Raw genomic sequence first — 16,619 nt, 5'->3', positions numbered from 1 at the left:
GTTCGGGGTGTGTGCCCTGGCCGCGCCGCTCGGCCACCTTGGTCGAGCGCGGCACGCACAGCATGCTCCGGCTCCGGGGTGCGGGGTGCGGGGTGCGGGGTGCGGGGGAAGGTCCGGATCGCGCAGCGGACGCAGAACGTCGGCGGCCCGGACCCGTCCGCGCGGAACCGGCCCGGGGAGCGCATGGCTCCGCGTTGATCGCTCGTTTATACGCCATTGAGTACCGCTCCATACCTTCCGTTGACCGCGGCGGCGAAGCGCTGCCGCGCCGACGTCACAAGGAGGCGGTTCGATGAGAGCCAACCTGGCGCTGCTCGCCACAGGAGCGGTGGTCCTGAGTACGGCACTGCTCGGTACGGCGGCGCAGGGCACGAGCGCGAGCGCGGAGCCGCACGGGAAGAGAACGGTCGCGGTCAGCCAGGTCGTTGCCAAGGACACGCTCAACGAGATGAACCGGCAGCGACCGCTCGTGGCCGCCGCCGACAAGATCAGATGGCAGGTGGAACGCGGCAGCAACGCCGGCTTCGCCGGGATCGGTCTGGAACGGGACCAAGTCGTCCTGTGGTGGAAGGGCGAGATACCCGGCCAGGTCCAGGGTGCGATCGACGAGGCGCGGCGTACGGCCCCGGTGCGGGTGGCGGACGCGCGCTACTCGCTCGGCGAGCTGAAGTCCGCCTCCGCGCGCCTGCAAGGGCAGTTGCGCAAGCATCCCGCCCTGGGACACACGGTCAAGATCCCGACGGACGGCAGCGGCCTGGTGCTCGCCGCCGACGGGGCCGGGACGGGCGGCGCCAAGATCGCCGCCTCGCCCGCTCCCTGGGCGCTGGCCGATGCCGCGGGCGTTCCGGTGCGCACGGTCGAGGAGGCACCGCTCAAGGAGCGCTCGCGCGACAACGACTCCTTCCCGTGGTCGGGTGGCGCCCTGCTGAAGAACAACGGCGCGCCCAACTGCACGTCGGGCTTCGGGGTCCGCAACAGCACCGGGGCGCAGTTCATCCTCACCGCGGAGCACTGCGGGAAGGCCGGCGACCGCTACACCAATGGCGCGGACGCCTACATCGGTACGCCCGGGCCTGCCAACGACCCCCACGACATCATGCTGATCCCGACCGCCGATGTGGACAACTTCATGTACACCGGCGGGCGGGGCAACGACGAGCGCGGTGTTCGGGTGGATGGCTGGGACTGGGTGTACCCCGGTGAGGTCCTGTGCCAGTCGGGGGTGACGAGTGCGGGCGCGACCGGCGGCCCCGTCTGCAATCTGAAGGTGCTCTTCTTCTACAACGACTCCGAGGACCTGGTCGAGGCCGAGCAGACCAACGGCCAGGAAGCCGCTCGCGGCGGCGACAGCGGTGGCCCGGTGTACGCGGCATCGGCGAACGGCGGCGCGATCGCCAAGGGCACCGTCACGCGCTCGGCGGGTGCCCGTCTCGGCTTCCAGGACTTCGGCACGGCCTGGCGGGACTTCGGCATCTGGATTGACAAGTAGGCACGTTGGAAAGGCGGGGCGAGTGAGGGCGGCTTGATCCCTGACTATGTGGGGAGGTGCGGCACTTGTGGCGCACCTCCCCCCAAACGGCTTTCTCTCAGGAGTAGTTGGCGGAAGGGGATTCTGAGATTTCGGCCTGCGGGCGGGATTTAAAATGCATCATCTCCCTGAAAAATCACGGGACTTCAAGGACGGTCTTAGTCGTCGGTAATGCAGTCCAGTGCGGTTCTCGGCTGTGTTGCCGGACCGTCGGAGAGCGAGCCGTCATCGTGCGGCGACCGCCTGGGGCAGCAGAGCGGTGCGTTCGGAATTCCGTGTCGGCCCAGCTCTTCGGGCTGCTGGGGGAGGAGGCCGCGGATCCGGATGTGGCGCATGCCCGGTGAGGGTTGCAGCCGATCGGCGCTGCTGGGTTTGGTGGCGGCAATGCCCGGTGCGAGCCTCCGGTTTCCCGATGGTTGGAAAAGGGGCGGAGAACTAGCCATAGATGTGTCTTGAATGCATGCGAGATGGGGATCACGCGACGGAAGATCGCATTCCGCGTGGCCTGGGGTGTCTAGTACGTAATCGCGACACAGGCACCTCACAGGAAGACCGAGATGAGATCCTCTTTCCGACGCGTCGGACGACTGCTGGCCGTCCCGTTGACCGTCACCGCTCTTGTGGGCCCGGCCCTCGCCCTTTCCGCGGCACCGGCCGCAGCCGCAGTCACGACGGACGCCTACACGTTCACCAACGGCAACGGCACCCTGAATGCGACGGGCAACAACGACGGTAACCAGATATCCGTTACGCCGGACGGCACCAACTACCAGAGCTTCCGCCTGATCAAGCTGGGCGATCCCGGCCAGTTCAACATCGCCAGTACGTCGTCCGGGAAGTGCGTCTACGCAAGCCAGCCGGCCACGCAGAAGTCGTGCGGCCAGGACGGCGAGCAGTGGCACTTCCGTCCTGTGGACGGCAAGCCCAACGCCTTCGGGCTCGTGCGGCGGGACGCCGCCTCCGGCACCGAATACTGCATGGACAACCGGGGCGGCCTTCACCTGTGGGGGATCCTGGCCCAGCCCAACGTCTGCAACGGCAGCGCTGCGCAGGAGTGGACGGTTCCCGCGTCGAAGGCGGCCGAGGCCAGGAGCCTGGCGCTTGACTACTACGCCGACCTGTGCGCCAAGAAGACCTCCACCTGTTCGTGGACGCAGAAGTCCGAGGGGCAGCCCGAGCCGCTGCCCCGTCAGCCCGCCTCGTCGGTCTGGTACAACGACACCGGTGACAAGGTGACGCAGGTCTTCACCACCATCTATCACTCGGGCTGGTCGCAGTCCTTCGGTGTGGGCACGTCGGCCTCGGTCGGTGTGTCCGTTCCCGTCCAGGCCATGGTTTCCACGCAGCTCCAGTCGACCACCACCTACCAGTCCGACCAGTCGACCATCAACGGCATCGCCGTGACCGTCCCCGCCAAGAACTACGGATGGGTCGACTTCGCGGCCATCGGCAAGAAGGTCACCGGTACGTGGACCTTCGACACCGACAACCAGCCGTGGACGGCGGACGCGACCGTGACCGTCCCCGTCATCAACTCGGCGGCCGGCTCCACGATGTACATCGCCCACACCAGCCCGAACCCGCCCGGCACCGCGGACGTGACGAGCGCTGACGCACCGGCGCTGACCATGGCCACCAAGGCGTCGTTCACCCCGGACCTCCCCGACGGCGTCACCGCGTCGCAGGACGGCCCCAACAAACTGAAGCTCATCGACACGGCCACGGGGAACACCGTGGGCACCATCAAGCCGAGCACCGTCGTGGACACCAAGGGGACCACCCACTCGGTCGGTCTGACCGTCTCCGGCGACGTCATCACGCAGACCATCGAGAACGCGCCCGGTGACACCATCGACGGCTCCATGACCATGCCCGCCGTCGACTACACCACCGCCAGGACCGCTGCGGCCCCGCCCGCCAAGGCCGCGTCGTTCAAGGGCGCGTCCATGGGCGTCGTCACCGCCGGGTTTACGCGCGCCGCCACCTCGGTCCGGTCCACCTCCCTCGCGCCGACGGGGGTGGTGCGCCCCGCGATGTGGCCGATCCCCGACAAGGAGCACCCGAAGAACTCCGACGAGTGGAACAAGTGCATGGCGAAGATCCTCGGCAAGAGCATGGGGGAGGGCGCGATCCTGAGCACGCTGCTGGGCGCCGCGGGGACCGGCGCTTCCGTCGGCGCCGCCGCAGGCCCTGAAGGCGCGGCTGCGGGAGCCGCGGTCGGTCTGCTGACCGGCACGGTCAAGGGGCTGGGCAAGGCGTACTACGTCTGCGGCACCGACCCGGGCTGATAGCCGCACGCGCTGAACCGACGGCGAGCGGGTAGTGCTCGCACCGTTGGTCCCGCCGCCGAAATCGGGGGCCGTCTGCCCTTGCGAGTGCCCGGAAGGCCCTGTCGTCCCCGAGCGCAGCCCGGTACAACGGCGGGCGGACGGTCTTGGCCGAAAAGCCCGGCCTTCGTCGGCCGCGGCGGACCGCCCGCAGGTGCTTTCTTCGCCGACCGGACGGACACGTCATGCGCGCGCACGAGGAACAACCGGGCCAGAAGGCCACGAACGCCGCGAGCGTCCCGCCGCGCCCCGTGGCGGAGCCCGCCGCCCCGGCGGCGGAACGCATGACTCCGGCGGAGGTCGTCGCGTTGCGCGGCCGGGTGGGCAACCAGGCCATCGCGCGGCGCGTTGCCACCGGCCGGCACGTCCACGGTGACGGCTGCGGGCACGGAGGAGCGGCGGACGCCGGCCCCAAGGGCCGCCGCGCCCTGATCGGCGCGGCGACGTCGTCCGCCGGCTCGGGCGCGGGCGTACCCGCTGTGCAGCGCATGGTCGGGCACGCCACCGTGTCCCGGGCGAAGGACGAGAAGAGCAAGAAGGAGAGCTCGGGCAAGGCGAAGGACACCAAGGGCAAGGGAAGGAGCAAGGCCGAGGGGAGCGGCTCCTCCAAGGTCGTGGCCGAGTGGGAGGCCCGCTACAAAAAGATCGCCGAGCTGGCCAAGCAGTGCACCGACGAGCAGCCGGACTTCCGGTGGGGCCGGGTCACCGAAGAGGTGATCATCCGTTACGCCCGCTCCTACAAGGGCCAGCCTGACGAGCAGAGCCTGCGCCACCTGGCCCGTACGGCGTACAGCGGCATCGGCCACCAGGAGAAGAAGGCGGCTGCCGGGGCGTCGGCGGGGGCGGACCCGGAGAAGAAGCAGAAGAAGGAGAAGGAAGAGGAAGTCCAGGCGATGCTGGGCAACAACACCCTGTTCTTCTCCAGCAACCGGGACCAGTCCGTGCTGGGCCTGCACCGGGCGCTCCTGGCCGCCGCGGGTCTGGACAGCGACGAAGAGGACGCGCCGGGCGGGGCGCTGCGGGAGATGCTGGTCACCGACTACGACAATCCCGCCGAGGCGGAAGGGGAACAGGAGCCGGTGCAGGAGGGGTCGGGCAAGCGGCGAGCCGGTGCGCCCGCTCCTCAGATCGGCAAGCGCCGGCAGACCGGCAAGGGCGCGGGCGCGGCGGCGCTGCCGAAGTACGACGACCCCAAGGAACGCGACCGCCAGGCCCGGCTGAAGACTCGTCAGGGCCTGACGAAGACCATGCCGGCACTGCCGCTGGATTCCGCGATGGACCTCGATGACCCGGCTTCCGCGTACAAGCGCGACAACGCGACCCTGCAGGCCCTGCGGAACGTGAAGTGGGTCCGTACGGTCGATGTCTCCGAGGCGGCTGCGCAGGATCCCACCCACCGCGCCTATCTGGCCGATCTGGTGTCGGGGAAGTACAGCGGCTACGCGTATCTGCTCCACACCGGTGACAGCAAGGACAGCCAGCACGCCGAGCAGAAGCTGCTGATGCTGCTGAGCCACGCCGGAGAGGACGCCGGGCGCTTCCTGGTGCACGGCCGCAAGCGCCCCTGCCGGGCGTGCCTCGCACTGCTCGCGTACTTCAAGGACGAGCTGGGCTACGACATCTCCTTCGACCCGCGGGGCAACCACCTCTTCGTGACTCCGCTCAAGCACGCGTACGAGAGCTTCGGCGACGGCCTGGGACCGGAGGAGCAGGAGGCGTTCGACGCGCACTTCGAGAAGCACGTGGGGCCGGGGCAGCCGATGTACGCGTCCGCGCCCAGGAACGCGACACCCGCCGCTCCCTCCGCCGCGCACGGCATCCACGAAGCGGTGATGGGTGCCGACGGGGGCATGGAGCAGCGGCTGGAGCTCACCAGGACCGACAACGGCAAACTGCGCTACCCGAACAAGGGCGAGCAGCCGACCGTGGACACGCCGTCCACCAGTGAGGCATCGGACGAGTCCGGCACGGAGGGGGTGGCCGATCTGACCACCCGCACCAGGGAGCTCAACCTCCGGACCGAGCCCAAGGCCCCGCCCGCGCCTGCCGGGGACAAGAAGGCCCGGGCCGCGCAGGAGAAGGAGAGGCTGAGGGGTGAGGTTGAGCGGCAGTTGATGCCGCTGATGGGCCATGACCTGCTGGAGGAGTACCAGAAGCGCAGGTCGCGCAAGGAGAAGCAGCCGGAGGGCGCAAAGGGTGAGGGGCAGCAGTATGTCACGCCGTTCCCCGACGCGATGCTCGAACGCATCCGGACGCTGACGGCGGGAGAGGGCGCGATCGTCAGCCAGGCGTTCGTGGCGCAGGAGATCTTCGACATCCAACCTCCGTCCCTCAGCCATAGGTTGAAGAAGTTGGCGAGCGGGCACCAGCGGAGCAAGCCGCGGCAGATCAGCGGGCAGGAGCGGCAGCGGCTCGTCAACGCGATGCCGGACGACTTCCGCGAGGCGTGGGAGCGCAGTAAGCAGATCGAAGGCGCGCCCAAGTTCACGAGCGACTTCGAGCGGCTGGTCTTCACCATCATGTTCCTGGGCCCGCAGGAGGTCTCCCAGAACTCCATGGCGGACGCACTGCACCTCCACCCGTCCACGCTGAAGGGCAGGATGCCCGGGATGAAGAAGAGGCACGGCCACCTCCTGAACGAGGCTGGTGAAGGTCCGGCTCCCGCGTGACGCGCTGTGCGGGGGCTGCCGTGCCCTGGACGGTCTGCGGCCCTGGGGCGAGTGGGCGCTGAGCCTGCGCCTGCCGTCGTCAACTTGCCATCCAGGAGGGTGATTGAGCCAGAGCGGACCATCATCCCTAGTTTTCCTATCGAATTACTAGGAAAATGTTGACGGTGGCCGAAGGGGAGAGTGAGGATGGTGAAGCCGACGCGTCACCGCGCACCGCTGCACTTCCATGCCGCCTCGCCGGGCGCCGCGTTGTCCTCGGTCCTCTGGAGGAAGACGTCATGATGCCAGCACTGAGCTGTAGCGAGCGCCGCGGTCGCCCGAAGTGGGTGCGGACATGACGGTGGTGGTGGGCGAAGCGACCGATGCGCACGCCGGGCCGGCCGACTGGCTGCACATCGCCCACGAGGTGGCGGACGACCTGGCCGCCGATGCGGTCGAGCGCGAACAGGCCGGCAAGGCGCCGCTCGACGAGGTCGCCCAGCTCCGCGAGTCGGGACTGCTGACCCTGCTGGCACCGGCCGAGTACGGGGGAGGAGGCGCCGACTGGCGCACGGCCTACTCGGTGGTGAGGACCGTCGCCGCGGCCGACGGCGCCATCGGCCATCTGCTGGGCAGCCACTACTTCCTCTCCTCCAGCGCCCGGTTCTTCGCCGGTCCCGCCCATGCCGCCCGCATCGAGCGGGAGTCGACGGCCAGGCAGTGGTGCTGGGGCGGCGGTATCGCCTCGCACGAACCGCCGCTCATCCTGACCCCCGCGGCGGACGGCTATCTGCTGGACGGCTACCAGAAGTTCGCCGCCGGAGTGGGGATCGCCGACAGGCTGGTACTGCGGGCCGCCAGGTACGGCACCGGTGAGCCGCTGGCCGTCCTCGTCGATCCCACCGGCCCCGGTGTGGTGAGCGGCGCCAGCGGAGACACCTTCGGCCAGCGCCTGGCAGCCGGTGGGGCCGTGGAGTGCGACGCCGTGCCGGTCACGGCGGACGACGTACTCGGCTCGCTCTCGCCGGACGAGGGCGTCCTGTCCCCGTGTGCCTCCCTGGCCGTGCCGACCGTGCGCCTGGTCTCCACCCAGTACTGTCTCGGCGTCGCCGAGGGACTGCTGGCCGAGGTACGGGAACACGGCAGGGCCGTGCGGTCCCCCTGGCAGCCCTTCTCCCCCCTGACCTGGACAGATGGCCTCCCGCGGGATCCGTACGAGCTGACCGTGTACGGCGAGCTCGCCGTCGCCGCACGTGCCGCCTCCGCCCTCGCCGACCAGGCGGTGGACGCCCTGCTGCGGGGCCTGGCGCGGGGCGATGACCTCGACGACGAGGAAGGCGCGGAGATCGCCGTGCTCGCCAGCGTGGCGGAGGCAGCCGCCTCCCGGTCCGTACAGGACATCACCGCCCGCGCCTTGGAGGTGATCGGCCCCGACGCCGCCTCCGCGCGCCACGGCTTCGACCGCTTCTGGCGCAACGCCCGGACACACACCCTGCGTGAGCCCGCCGCCCACCGGCTGCGCGAGATCGGGGACTACTTCCTCAACGGTGTGCACCCGCCCTTCACCCTTCCCGCCTGACGGCGGAGCCGGTGACGGGCGGACGCGGCAATGATGGATAATCGCGGCATGCGGATCTCGGCACGGGCGGACTATGCGGTGCGGGCGGCACTGGAGCTGGCCGCGGCAGGGGACGAGGTCTCACTGAAGGCCGAAGCGATCGCCGCGGCGCAGGGCATCCCGCACAAATTCCTGGAGGGCATCCTCGGCGACCTGCGCCGGGGCGGCCTCGTGGTCAGCCAGCGCGGCGGCAACGGCGGCTACCGGCTCGCCCGCCCGGCGGAGTCGATCGCGATCGCCGACGTCATCCGGCTGGCGGACGGCCCCCTGGTGTCGGTGCGGGGAGTGCGCCCGCCCGAGCTCTCCTACTGCGGTCCGGCGGAGTCGCTGCTGCCGCTGTGGATCGCGGTGCGCGCCAACGTACGCAAGATCCTCGGTGAGGTCACCCTGGCCCACGTGGCCGCGGCCAAGCTCCCCGACGACGTGCTGAGCCTCGCCGAGGACCCCGAGGCGTGGACGAATCCCTGAACGGCGGCTGATGGCTGTGCGGCGGCCCGCGAACGGCGCCGCGCCGTGGCTGCCTCGTCATGCGCGGCAGCCACGGCGTCACCTCCTGGGGACTCCTCGCGCCCCCGGATCGGCCTCCGTCACTTGGTGCCGTATCCGGCGTCGTTGACCGTGGGCTTGCCGAGGGTTTTGAGGACCTTGTTGAGGGGGCGGAGGTCGTAGATGCCGTCCAGGTCGGGCTTTTTGAGGAGGCCGGCCTTGACCGCGTGGTCGGCTTCGAGGCCGAGGGTGGCGGCGAGGGGGTCGTCGGTGGTCTTGATGGACTGCCAGGCCGGGTCGAGGATGTTGGCGGGCAGGGCTTTGCCGCTGAGGGTCTTGAGGGCGGTGTTGGCGGATGCCTTGGCCTGGTCGGGGTGGGTGTTGATCCAGTCGTTGGTTTTGACGGAGCCGCGCAGGACGGCTTCGACGACGTCGGGGTGGGCCTTGAGGAACTTCTGGGAGACGATCACGTTGGTGATGACGAATTCGTGGTCGGCCCACAGGTCGGATTCGTCGAGGAGGACCTTGGCGCCCTGGGAGACGAGTTTGGAGGCGGTGGGTTCGGGGACCCAGGCGCCGTCGATGGAGCCGGATTTGTAGGCGTCCGGGGTGATCTTGTTGTCGGTGCGGACGACGGAGACGTCGCCCTTGCCGCTCTGGGCGTCGACCTTCCAGCCTTTTTCGGCGGTCCAGTTGAGGAAGGCGACGTCCTGGGTGTTGCCGAGCTGGGGGGTGGCGATCTTCTTGCCCTTGACGTCGTCGAGGGACTTGATCCTGTCGGGGTTGACGACGAGTTTGACGCCGCCGGAGGCGGAGCCGGCGATGATGCGGAGGTTGTGGCCCTTGGACTTGGTGTAGCCGTTGATGGAGGGGGAGGGGCCGATCCAGCCGATGTCGATGGCGCCGGCGTTGAGTGCCTCGATTTCGGAGGGGCCGGCGTTGAAGGTGGCGGTCTGGACCTTGGTGCCGCCGAGTTCCTTCTGGATGAGGCCCTGTTGGATGCCGACCAGGGCGGTGGCGTGGGTGAGGTTGGGGAAGTAGCCGATCTTCACGGTGTCGGCGGACAGCTTCTTGGCGTCCGGGGCGGCGGCGCCGGCCTTCTGGGCGTCGTCCGGCTTGTCCTTCTCCGAGCCGTAACTGCATGCGGCGAGCAGGACAAGGGGGAGCGCGGACATGACGGCGAGAGTGCGCAGGGTGGTGAGCGGTCTTGCGGCAGACACGGAGATGTCCTCTCCGGGGAAACGGGGTGATCAAGGAGGTGAAGAATCGAGGCTGTGGTCTCAGACCGGTCGACAGATGGAGCTCGACGAACGGCCGAAGTCGATGTGACGACGCGAAGTGAGCACGGGCAATACCCGGTCCGCGCAGCTGAGCGCTCCCACGTCCCCCCCCCTGATCCCTAGTTTTCCTACCTGGGCGCTAGGGATCGTGGCAGAAGACGGCACCCACCCCAAGAGCATGTTCGTATGTTGGACGCAAACATCTCGGCTGTCGGGACGTGCGGCGAATTGCCCCACTGTGTCGGTCACTTGCCAGGAGGGCGGAGTGCCTCCTGCCGACCGCAGGCCCGCACGTCCGCCCCGTGCTGCCCGACCGGACGGGTGCGCCGGGTGGCATCTCAAGCGGCGAGACGTTCCGATACGGGGGAACGCGCCCTCTTGACGGCGCCCGACTGCGGCCGGACACTCCCATACGGGGAAATCCTAGTGAAGTGGTAGGGAAAGATGGACCGCTCCGAGCTGGACCTCGGTCGCCGAGCTGTCCGCCGTGCCGTCCGGCCGCTGCCCCCGCTGACGTCCCGCCGCCACATCGACCTTCTGCGCGTGTGCAGTGCGGCGAGTTCCCCGCTCCGTGACGGCTCCACGCCCGTCCGCGCCTGACCCCCACACCCGTACCGCCTCCCGGCCGCGCCCAAGCCGCCGCGAGCGCTCATCCCCGTATGCCCGTGACCGAGCACCCCAGGGAGAAACATGTCCGCCACGTCCCCGTCCCCCGTGCCGTCCTTCCGGAGCAGGATCGGCCGTGACGCGCGCAGCGGCTACTACGCCGCGCCCCAGCGCTTCCGGCTCCACCTCGCGCTGTCCTGTCCGTCCTGTCTGCAGATCGCCGTCACGCACGGCCTGCTCGGCCTCGGCGGCACCCTCCCGGTGACGCTGCTGCCTTCCCTGCCCGACGCCCCGGACGGCGGCCACCTGGCGCTGCGTCCGCTGTACGAGGCCAGTTCGCACCTGCACCCCGGACCGGCCGCGGCGCCCGTCCTGAGCGACAACTGGACCGGAACCATCGTCAGCACCCATACCCCCGACATCCTGCGCGACTTGACCCGGCGGTTCGGCGGTCACGGCCCCGATCTCTACCCCCGCGGTGCCGAGAAGGCCATCGACAGCATCGGCCGGCTCTGCGAGCAGGGCATCACCGCGTCCGCCCAGAGCGCCGGGCAGTTCGACGGCGACCCGGCGGCACGGGCCAACGGACTGGCCGCCCTGCTGCGTGCGCTGGACACGCTGGAGCGGCGGCTCACCTCGCGCCAGCATGTAGTGGGCGGTGAACTCACCCTGGCCGACGTGAAGGTGTGGGCGACGCTGGTGCAGCTGGACACCGTGCACCGCCACCACCTGGACGCGGCGGCGGTGCACCGCATCACGGAGCACCCCCGTGTATGGGCGTACGCTCGACGGCTGACGGCACACCCCGCCTTCGGCTCCCACCTCGACCTGCCCGGCATCGCCCGCAGGCACCACGCACACTGCCGCGGCGCGGAGGCCGCCGGCGCGGCGGTGCAGATCGTGGACTGGATGGCGTACGTATCACGCGAGGTCCCGGCGCCGGTGCGACAGCCCAGCTGACCGGGGCGAGGCAGACGGACGGACTCGCGGGCCGCGCTTGCGCTGAGGCCGGCGCACCCACTGGCGTGCACACCACTGTGAAAGGCGCCGCCGGATGACCAGGCGGTCGTCCGCCGCACCTGCGGCCGCCAAGAGGGCGCCTCTTGGCGGCCGCAGGTGCGGCTGTCAGATGCGGTCGGCGGCGATGAGGAGATAGTGGAAGCTGCCTTCCTTGTAGGCGGTGAGGAAAGCCTCCTCGATACCGGTGGCGAGGTGGGACTGGGCGCGCAGTTCCCAGTAGGGGATGGTCAGGGCGGTGAGGTCGGTGACGGCGATGGGGACGAGGCCGTTGTCGGCGAAGGCTTTGAAGTAGTGGCTTCGAGGGTGAATGTTGCAGGTGTAGTGGGTGTCGATGCGGCTGACGGCTCGCGAGCGACCGCCGGTGAGGTCGTTGGAGGCGCCAGTCAGGCACACGTAGCGTCCGCCCGGGGCCAGGAGGCGGGCGAACTCGGCGCATGCCTGCCCGAGGTCGACGTACATCGTCGTCTCGTTCGTCCACACCGCCTGCCGGGATCCGGTCTCCAGGCCCGTGTCGAGCATGTTGCGGAAATGGAAGCGGACGTTGTTCTGCAGGCGGTGGCGCCGCGCCTGGGCGTTGGCGAATCCGGCCTGGTACTCGGAGATCGTCACTCCGTCCACCTGGCATCCATAGCGAGTGTGCGCCATGAACGAGGTTCCGCCACGTCCTGATCCGGCATCCAGGACGCGGTGCTCGCGCCTGATGGGGCCGAGATGGTCGAGGAGGAGGTCGGCCTGGGCGCTCTCCAGCCGGTGCAGCTCGCGAACCAGCCGCTGTTCACGCTCCGGGCCGCCGGCGTCGAGTACTGCGGGGTCGTAGTCGCCGATGCCGTAGTGGTGGTGATACAGCTCGTCGACCTCTCCGAGTGCGAGATTGACCGGGTCGTTGACATTGGTGTCCCAGTAGGCGGCGACCGCCTTCTGGAAGTCGGTGCGCAGCACGGCGGGAGACGCATTGGGCGAGGTGGTCATGTTCTCTCCTGATGTCAGGAACCAGGCCGGACAGAGGCCGGCCGGCGGTATCGGGGGGCGGTGCGGTGCCAGGCGAGGCTGCCTGCACACCAGTCCAGTACTCCGGCCAGGAAGCGCGTCAGCTCACGGCCGCCGCACTCGGCCAGGGCCTGGCTCTGGTGCTGAAAGCGGTCCATGAGCTCGTTGTGGACCTCGGCGCTGAGTCGCAGTGCCTCCTGGGCGCTGCATCCCCGTTCGGTGATGATGGCCGCGGGCAGGTTGAAATCCCCGTCGGCGCAGTGGCCTTCGACGTCGGCGGAGTAGATGTCGTTGGCGATGCAGGCAGCCAGGGCGGCGGTGCCGACGGCGTCGTGGACGTCGAGGTGTGCCCAGACCTCGGCGGGCAGTTGATAGCCACCGAGGACGTCGATGACCGTCATGCACGGCAGGAAGCTGTTGGCCTGCCGGTTCATCAGGTACTCCCACACCTGCGGCCGGTGCCCGGTGGCACGCCAGGTGCCTTCCTGTGCCAGGGCGGTGAACAAGCTGCGCAGGCTGTGGCGGGTCCGGTCCGCCTGACCGGGGGTGACCTTGTGCCGCAGGTGGCCCATGGCCGAACGGAGCCCTTCGAGTGCCGGATCGCCGTGCGTGGCTTCTTCGAAAGCGGCCTCGAACCGGTCGGGGAGGCGGACCCGGCCCAGGACGGCTGACGCATTCGCCAGGCGAGATCCCAGCAGCTGAGGTACCGCGCCCAAGGCTGGTTCGTCGCAGTAGTGGTCGTCCATGGCCCAGATGGCCAGTGCGCAGCGGGCCGGGACCAGCAGCAGCTCCTCGTCCTCGGTCGCGGGATAGCACAGCGTGGCCAGTCGGCCGAAGCCCGCATCACGCACCTTGTCCAGTTGACCGTGGTAGATGCCGATGCGGCTTGCCCACTCCAGGACGCGTTCATCGAGGCGGGCCGCCAGGACCGGATCGTCGCGTCGCGGCGGCGGACACTGGAGGCGCAGAGCGGGTCTACCCGAGTCGTGCGCGTACGGCGCCGGACCGTTAAACCGGTAGGCGGCGGAAGTGCCGGGTCCCGTAGGGCCGTTCAGGGGGCTCACGACAGGTCCGGAGGCTTGTTGTAGTGCCCGACCTCGACGTTGGTGAGCATTCCCAGCGCGCTGGGCAGGAGTGGGGCGACCGAGTAGTAGTTGCTGACCAAGTACGACAGCGTCGCACGGTCGTCGATGCCCATAAACCGCACCGAAAGGCCCGGCTCGTACTCGTCCGCGATGCCCCGTTGGTAGAGGCCGATCACCCCGCCGCTGTCCTCCCCGGTCCGCATCGCCAGGACCGAGCTGGTCAGTTCGCCCGAGATCGGAATCTTGTTGCAGGGCAGAAACGGCACCCCGCGCCAGGCGACCACGTGGTGCCCGTTGAACTCGGTCCCCGGTGGGCATATTCGGGCTCTGGTGCACTCCCGGGCGAAGGCGGCGATGGTCCGCCGGTGGGCCAGCAGGAACTTCGTCTGCCTGCGCATCGAAATCAGCTCGTCGAGGTCGTCCGGAGTCGGCGGCCCGTGTCGAGTCGCGATTCGCTGCGCGGGGTCGACGTTGTTGAGCAGCCCGAATTCGGGGTGGTTGACCAGCTCGTGCTCCTGGCGTTCACGCAGGGCTTCAATGGTCAGCCGCAGCTGCTGTTCGGTCTGGTCCTGGGGCCCGTTGTACAGGTCCCCGACGCGGGTGTTGATCCGCAGCACTGTCTGCGCGACATTCAGCGGGTATTCCCGTGGGCTCGCCTCGTAGTCGACGAACGTGGCCGGCAGAAGTGCTTCCCCGCTGTGTCCGGACGCGATGGCGATGTCGGCCTCGCCCCGCCGCGTCATGGCCGGGCGCGGCCGGGAAAGGAACTGCTGGAGGTGCGCCGACAGTTCCGGTGAGCGGTCAAGGATCTGTCTGAACACTCTACAGGGAAGCACCAGCACAGTACCGGCGGTCACCGCCCGGTAGGTGAATTCCCAGGTGCTCTTGCCGACCAGACAGGCACTGCCGAAATGGGATCCGTCGGCGAGCAAGCCGTGCGAGACGGCATTCGTGTACGCACCGGTGGTGATTTGGTCGATCTTTCCGCGAGCGACAAGCACCAGCTGGTCCGTTTTCTGGCCCGCGCGGGCCAGGACGTCTCCCGCTTCGACCTCGTGTCGCTCGAAAGCGGTGGCCATCCTGGCGAGGACGGATTCGTCATCCAGGTCCCGCAGAGGTGGTATCTCGCGCAATGTCGGGGCGAGAACCCGGACTTGCTGTCCAGTGTCGTCGAAGGCAACCCGGCCGTTGCCCACCGTGAACGCCAGACGCCGGTTCACTCGGTAGGTGCCACCCGGCACATCCACCCATGGCAGGATGCGCAGAAGCCACCGGGAGGAGATGCCCTGCATCTGCGGCTCGGACTTCGCGGTGTGGGCGAGGTTTCGTGCCGCCTCGACACCCACCGCAGATGGTTCGAGCGGCGGATCGTCTTGGGATATGGAATTGGGCATGCAGGATCCCTTCCTGAAGCACAGGGGATGGCAAAAGAGCCGCGCCTCCGCGAATGCCTGCCGCGTCATGCACTGAGCGTGACTGGCCGGATATGTGAAGCCGGAGCACCACGGCAGGATCCAGTCAAATGGGGGCGCTGTGTAACCGGCAACCCGGGGTGGGCCGTTCGAGCGGATCCACCCCTCGCTTGGCCCGACGAACCGCTGTAGAAGCGGTGACGCGGTGATGCGTCGGTCGTCACGCAGGGTCATTTACGTGCCGATTCCCGCGGAAGGACCGCACTGCCACCAGTCCGACCGTGCTGGTCAAGCTGGGGCCGCTGGACGTCGGCCGGGTCGCCGATCCGCACCCCTGTTTCGATTCGGTTCCCGACCCGCGCTCACGGTGCAGCCGCTGGTACTCGCTGACGGTGGTCCTGTTGTCCACCCAAAGCCAGGCAACAGCAATGAGGATCCCTCAAAGGAGGATGGAACCGCTCTTGGTTCGGCGAATTCGGTACGGACCTCGACGGTGGGACAGCTTGTGCGGAACCTCTTGCTCAGATGACCCGTGCGGTCACCAGGGTCTCGAAGGTATAGGGCCGCAGGCCATCGGTACGGCCGGCGAAGTACCGCTGCTGGAGGTCCGCACGTGTGGGGTGGTCCACGACCTTCAGCCCGCACCGGCTGACCAGCCTGTCGATCTCGGACACCGGCCAGCCAGGCTGAAGAGGCTCGCCGACAGAGGCCGCGATCGGGGTGTAGATACGGGCGTATTCCGTCCCCGTGTCGTCGAGCACGGCGTCCTCGGCCCGGTAGGAGAAGACCACCTCGGAGCTGGGAGCGGCCGCTGCGATCGTGTGCAACGTCGACTCGATCGCCTGTGCCGTCAGATAGGGGGCGACGCCCGTCCAGCAGAACATTGCCGGCTGCGCCCAGTCGAACCCGGCCGCGCCCAGGGCGCCTTGGACCGGTCCGGCCTCGAAATCAACCGGCACGAATACCTGCGAGGCGTTCAGCGGCAGGCCGAGATCTCTGACCCGGTCGAGCTTCCATGCCTGGGAGGCGGGGTGATCAACCTCGAACACCGTCAGCGGGCCGAGCAGGTCCGGCCGCCGCCACGCGAACGAGTCAAGCCCCGCGCCGAGAATCACGTACTGCGTGAAGGCGCGGGCAGCAAGCCGGTCCTCGGCGTACCGGCTGCGCGTGCAGACAGCCGCGCGGGCCTCGCGACGGGCCGGGTGGGGGAACAGCGGATCGAACTCTTCTCGCAGTTGCTGCCATACCGGGCCGACAAGCACCAGGGCCAGCACGTCGTCCAGTACCCACGGCGACGTCGTCTCCAGGCGAAACAAACCCCGCGACGTGGCCGCAAACATCGCCGTTCTGCTCGGCGTGCCTTCCACGCATTCCTCCTTGCCGGCCAGAACCCGGCAGGTCGGCCGCTCCCACCCCACTGCCCGCTCTGCACAGGATGCGCCTGAAGCGCCCTGACGGCCATAGCCAGATCTGAGGCTCCGATCCACCAGGACCGAACGAGCCAGGTCACCCGCGGACGCGGGCAGGAGGTGCACGGCCCGGAGAGAAGGGCGGGGGCCTCCTGGAAGGCATCCGACCTGCGTCTACGCCGGGCCGAGGACCCCGCAGCCGACGTCACTCAC

Annotated in this window: 11 protein-coding genes; 6 read left to right on the top strand and 5 right to left on the bottom strand. The window is 69.0% G+C overall.

Annotated elements, in window-relative coordinates:
• The first annotated feature begins 292 nt into the window (after nt 1-292).
• The 5 genes from AB5J87_RS00650 (at nt 293) to AB5J87_RS00630 (ending at nt 8,589) form a co-directional block, all read left to right on the top strand.
• The gene (locus AB5J87_RS00650; RefSeq protein ID WP_369372675.1) at nt 293-1,489 is read left to right on the top strand and encodes a hypothetical protein; all 1,197 of its coding nucleotides are present in this window, start codon (nt 293-295) and stop codon (nt 1,487-1,489) included.
• Nucleotides 1,490-2,085: 596 nt separating this feature from the next.
• Nucleotides 2,086-3,816 (top strand): RICIN domain-containing protein, encoded by a 1,731-nt coding sequence (locus tag AB5J87_RS00645; RefSeq protein ID WP_369372674.1) that lies wholly within the window; start codon nt 2,086-2,088, stop codon nt 3,814-3,816.
• Between the two features lie 224 nt (nt 3,817-4,040).
• Nucleotides 4,041-6,524 carry a hypothetical protein gene (locus AB5J87_RS00640; protein ID WP_369372673.1) on the top strand — a complete coding sequence of 828 codons (2,484 nt, stop codon included), beginning with the start codon at nt 4,041-4,043 and terminating at the stop codon, nt 6,522-6,524.
• A gap of 334 nt (nt 6,525-6,858) precedes the next feature.
• Complete coding sequence (locus tag AB5J87_RS00635; RefSeq protein ID WP_369372672.1) at nt 6,859-8,082, top strand: acyl-CoA dehydrogenase family protein; 1,224 nt, start codon at nt 6,859-6,861, stop codon at nt 8,080-8,082.
• Between the two features lie 48 nt (nt 8,083-8,130).
• Nucleotides 8,131-8,589 carry an Rrf2 family transcriptional regulator gene (locus tag AB5J87_RS00630; protein WP_369372671.1) on the top strand — a complete coding sequence of 153 codons (459 nt, stop codon included), beginning with the start codon at nt 8,131-8,133 and terminating at the stop codon, nt 8,587-8,589.
• A 119-nt stretch (nt 8,590-8,708) separates the two neighbouring features.
• Here AB5J87_RS00630 and AB5J87_RS00625 read toward each other — a convergent pair whose 3' ends face one another.
• Nucleotides 8,709-9,827: an aliphatic sulfonate ABC transporter substrate-binding protein gene (locus AB5J87_RS00625; protein ID WP_369372670.1), complete on the bottom strand. Its 1,119-nt coding sequence runs from the start codon at nt 9,825-9,827 to the stop codon at nt 8,709-8,711.
• 750 nt (nt 9,828-10,577) lie between these two features.
• Here AB5J87_RS00625 and AB5J87_RS00620 point away from each other — a divergent pair.
• On the top strand, nt 10,578-11,453 hold the full coding sequence (locus tag AB5J87_RS00620) for a glutathione S-transferase C-terminal domain-containing protein (protein ID WP_369372669.1): 876 nt from the start codon (nt 10,578-10,580) through the stop codon (nt 11,451-11,453).
• A gap of 165 nt (nt 11,454-11,618) precedes the next feature.
• Here the strand turns inward: AB5J87_RS00620 and AB5J87_RS00615 are convergent, their stop codons facing one another.
• From AB5J87_RS00615 to AB5J87_RS00600, 4 genes are all read right to left on the bottom strand, one after another.
• Nucleotides 11,619-12,482 carry a geranyl diphosphate 2-C-methyltransferase gene (locus AB5J87_RS00615; protein ID WP_369372668.1) on the bottom strand — a complete coding sequence of 288 codons (864 nt, stop codon included), beginning with the start codon at nt 12,480-12,482 and terminating at the stop codon, nt 11,619-11,621.
• Between the two features lie 14 nt (nt 12,483-12,496).
• On the bottom strand, nt 12,497-13,564 hold the full coding sequence (locus tag AB5J87_RS00610) for a Camphene synthase (RefSeq protein ID WP_369372667.1): 1,068 nt from the start codon (nt 13,562-13,564) through the stop codon (nt 12,497-12,499).
• A complete protein-coding gene (locus AB5J87_RS00605; RefSeq protein ID WP_369372666.1) occupies nt 13,561-14,979 on the bottom strand; it encodes a family 2B encapsulin nanocompartment shell protein in 1,419 nt (472 codons plus the stop codon). The genes AB5J87_RS00610 and AB5J87_RS00605 overlap by 4 nt, the downstream gene beginning before the upstream one ends.
• A 539-nt stretch (nt 14,980-15,518) precedes the next feature.
• Complete coding sequence (locus AB5J87_RS00600) at nt 15,519-16,364, bottom strand: class I SAM-dependent methyltransferase (protein ID WP_369372664.1); 846 nt, start codon at nt 16,362-16,364, stop codon at nt 15,519-15,521.
• Nucleotides 16,365-16,619 lie beyond the last annotated feature (255 nt).

This window comes from Streptomyces sp. cg36 (assembly GCF_041080675.1).
Classification (GTDB): Bacteria; Actinomycetota; Actinomycetes; order Streptomycetales; family Streptomycetaceae; genus Streptomyces.
Note: the sequence above shows the minus strand (reverse complement) of the source record. Positions and strands in the feature narration are given on the sequence as shown.

Excerpts from the sequence above, each read along its gene's own strand:
- AB5J87_RS00650 (WP_369372675.1), top strand. The coding sequence starts at position 293 with ATGAGAGCCAACCTGGCGCTGCTCGCCACAGGAGCGGTGGTCCTGAGT.
- AB5J87_RS00645 (WP_369372674.1), top strand. The coding sequence starts at position 2,086 with ATGAGATCCTCTTTCCGACGCGTCGGACGACTGCTGGCCGTCCCGTTG.
- AB5J87_RS00640 (WP_369372673.1), top strand. The coding sequence starts at position 4,041 with ATGCGCGCGCACGAGGAACAACCGGGCCAGAAGGCCACGAACGCCGCG.
- AB5J87_RS00635 (WP_369372672.1), top strand. The coding sequence starts at position 6,859 with ATGACGGTGGTGGTGGGCGAAGCGACCGATGCGCACGCCGGGCCGGCC.
- AB5J87_RS00630 (WP_369372671.1), top strand. The coding sequence starts at position 8,131 with ATGCGGATCTCGGCACGGGCGGACTATGCGGTGCGGGCGGCACTGGAG.
- AB5J87_RS00620 (WP_369372669.1), top strand. The coding sequence starts at position 10,578 with ATGTCCGCCACGTCCCCGTCCCCCGTGCCGTCCTTCCGGAGCAGGATC.
- AB5J87_RS00615 (WP_369372668.1), bottom strand. The coding sequence starts at position 12,482 with ATGACCACCTCGCCCAATGCGTCTCCCGCCGTGCTGCGCACCGACTTC.
- AB5J87_RS00605 (WP_369372666.1), bottom strand. The coding sequence starts at position 14,979 with ATGCCCAATTCCATATCCCAAGACGATCCGCCGCTCGAACCATCTGCG.